This is a genomic window from Microcystis sp. LE19-41.2A (genome assembly GCF_027530405.1).
Taxonomy (GTDB): Bacteria; Cyanobacteriota; Cyanobacteriia; order Cyanobacteriales; family Microcystaceae; genus Microcystis; species Microcystis aeruginosa.
Window position 1 is genome coordinate 1 of record NZ_JAPZQJ010000136.1, and the last position, 2,741, is coordinate 2,741.

3 protein-coding genes are annotated in these 2,741 nt (G+C 38.5%); all 3 read left to right on the forward strand.

Annotation, left to right across the window (positions count from 1 at the left end):
• Positions 1-200 precede the first annotated feature (200 nt).
• Entirely contained in the window at positions 201-725 is a 525-nt protein-coding gene (locus O9290_RS05870) for a hypothetical protein (RefSeq protein WP_288057915.1), read from the forward strand.
• 186 nt (positions 726-911) lie between these two features.
• Positions 912-1,307 (forward strand): hypothetical protein, encoded by a 396-nt coding sequence (locus O9290_RS05875; protein ID WP_288057921.1) that lies wholly within the window; start codon positions 912-914, stop codon positions 1,305-1,307.
• A 28-nt stretch (positions 1,308-1,335) separates the two neighbouring features.
• Entirely contained in the window at positions 1,336-2,658 is a 1,323-nt protein-coding gene (locus O9290_RS05880; protein WP_288027987.1) for a vWA domain-containing protein, read from the forward strand.
• Positions 2,659-2,741 lie beyond the last annotated feature (83 nt).

Sequence of the window (2,741 nt, forward strand, 5' to 3'; positions counted from 1 at the left end):
ACCCTTATAGAGACAGACATTACCGCGATTTTTGTCAATTGTTTGCGATCTAGAGCGAACTAATCAATTAAATCTCTTGCCAGATAAGGATTTAGTCGATTTATGCCCCCATATCGAACCATACCAAGTCCCGAAGAGCCATTTTTACCCCGATTTCTAGTCTTTCCTTCCTTATTCTTTTAGGGAGAATTGTGGGATGGATGTTATTAGGTGGATTACTCGGTGGGGGAATGTCCTTTTTTGTTCCTAATTTAAGGAGGATTCGCGGCGTACAAGGTGGCACAATTGGAGGGGGAATGGGAGCAGCAGGTTTTTTATTACTGTCGCCTTTAATCGGGGAAATCGGTGGTAGATTATTAGGCGGAGTGATTTTAGGCTTTTTTATTGGTTTAATGATCGCTTTACTCGAACAATTAAGTCGTAAAGCCTATTTACTGATTCATTGGCATGAAAAGGAAACCACTACTCTTTCTTTAGGGGATACTCCCATTATTTTAGGAAGTCATCAAAATGCTCATATTCTCCTCAGTAAAGCCGAAGGATTTTATCCAGAAACCGCCAAAATTTTTCAACAGGGAGAGGAGATTATTATGGAATATAATGCTGATTATGCTCAAGCAAAAGGAATGAAAAAACTCATTTATCTCTTAAAGAATGGGGACACTCGTAAGTTTGGAGAAATTCGTCTGGAAGTCCAATCAAAAGACATCATTTCTTCCTCTTAATCAACGTCTCTATCTAGAAATCTTCTCTCTGAATCTGTCTAATCGCTAAATTCTCTTAAGACGATATTTAATTGGGATTGAGAAAGATTAAAATTAACTAAATTTCTTTGTAAAATAACAATTCTATGTTAAAATCGCCATAATAAACTTATTTTTTCTCTGTATTAATTTTATGGTTGCTATTCTATGGTTATATATACCCTATCATTACACACCCAAAGTTCTCCACCGGCAGGTTATCAGTATCCTTTAGATTTACACCCCCATTATGAGGATAATCCTCAAGAAATTTTTACCCCAAAAATTCGTCAAGAGTTACAAGACACCTTACAACAAGAAAGTTTATGTGCCATTCGAGAGCATCACCTTAACCAAATCATTAACGCTTGGATAGAAGATATTCAAGAAGGTTATCGCTACACCAGTATTAGACTGAATTTACCCTCACTTTTTGAAACCAATCTCGAAAACTTTCAAGATAATGGTAATCAAGAATTTCCTGACTTATTTGATCCAGAATTAACAGGAATTGAGCCAACTTTTGGAATGTTACTGTCTTTAGAGGATATTTACACCCCTTAGCAACTTTACTCTTTTGGAGAAAAAACAAATGTTAACCGTATCTTTAACCCCTCATCGAGATTTTTTACCTGCTGACACTCCAGACCAGCGACTCTTTTTAATGATGAAAATTAGACCCCAAGCAGCAGCAGCTCAAAGTCGGCCCTCTACCACCTTTGCTTTTCTGATTGATACCAGTGGCTCTATGTATGAAAATGTAGGGGGAATGACCAAACTAGAGGTAGTGATTCAATCCCTGAAAAAACTATTACATTCAGGTGGTTTAACCAAAGAAGATCGCATTGCTTTAGTTCGTTTTGATGACCAAGCTTCTACTTTAATTAATTTAACCCCTGCAACCCAAATTCAACCGATTGAATCGGCTATTGATCAACTAACTAAATTTAGTGGAGGAACTGTTTTAAGTAGAGGAATGGATCAAGTGTTAGGGATTATTGGTAATCAAGCGATGACTTCCCGTAGAGCGTTAATATTTACCGATGGTCAAACCATAGGCGAAGAAGATTGCCGTCAATTAGCCAATGATTTTGCTCAGTGTAATATTCCAATTACGGTCCTAGGGGTTGGCGATTATAATGAGCAGCTATTAGATGATATTAGTAACAATACAGCTGGACAATTTGGCCATGTTGTTCCTCAAAAAGACTTACCCCATCAAATTTTAATTACTGACTTTCCTAGTTATATTATTCAAGCTTATCAACAAGCGCAAAATGAGGTAATTAATAATATTAAATTAGATATTCAAACGGTCAAAGGGGTAAAATTAGCTAAAATCACCCGTGTTTATCCAGATCAAGCCGAATATCCGCTCTTAACCCCCCCTTATCCCATCGGTAATGCGGCAGCAGGAGATGACACCATTTACATTTTAGAATTTACCATTGATAGTCGTACCAGTTCTAGGGCAAGAATCGCACAAATTGGCTTAACTTATGATATTCCTGGCTTAAATCGCCGCGGAGAGCAACCGCCCCTTAATGTTGTAGTACAATTTTTAGCAGGTCAGGGAACTGTTGCACAAGTGAATCAAGAAGTTATGGGGTATGTGCAACAGCGCAATATTGCCCAATTAGCCTCAGATGCGACCAAAATTGCCGATAAAGACCCAAATAAAGCAGAACAACTCCTAGAAACGGCTCGACGCTTAACCGTAAAAATAGGGAATGACGATATGTTAGCATCCCTTAACCAAGCCAGTGATGAACTGCGAAAAACCCGTAAAATTTCCTCTAATACCCGTAAAACCGTCAAAATGGGGTCAAGAGGTAAAACCATCAAAATGGAGGGAGATATTGTTGACATCCTCGCCGCCCTAAAAGTGCGGCGATTCCTAAACCTCACGATTTAAGTTTCTGCTTCCACCACCGTCGCATACCACAGTTAAAAAACCATGTACTGTCTTACACAGAGTCCACAGACTTTCGCCCCATT

Coding starts and splice junctions, on each gene's coding strand:
- O9290_RS05880 (WP_288027987.1), top strand. CDS start 1,336: ATGTTAACCGTATCTTTAACCCCTCATCGAGATTTTTTACCTGCTGAC.
- O9290_RS05875 (WP_288057921.1), top strand. CDS start 912: ATGGTTATATATACCCTATCATTACACACCCAAAGTTCTCCACCGGCA.
- O9290_RS05870 (WP_288057915.1), top strand. CDS start 201: ATGTTATTAGGTGGATTACTCGGTGGGGGAATGTCCTTTTTTGTTCCT.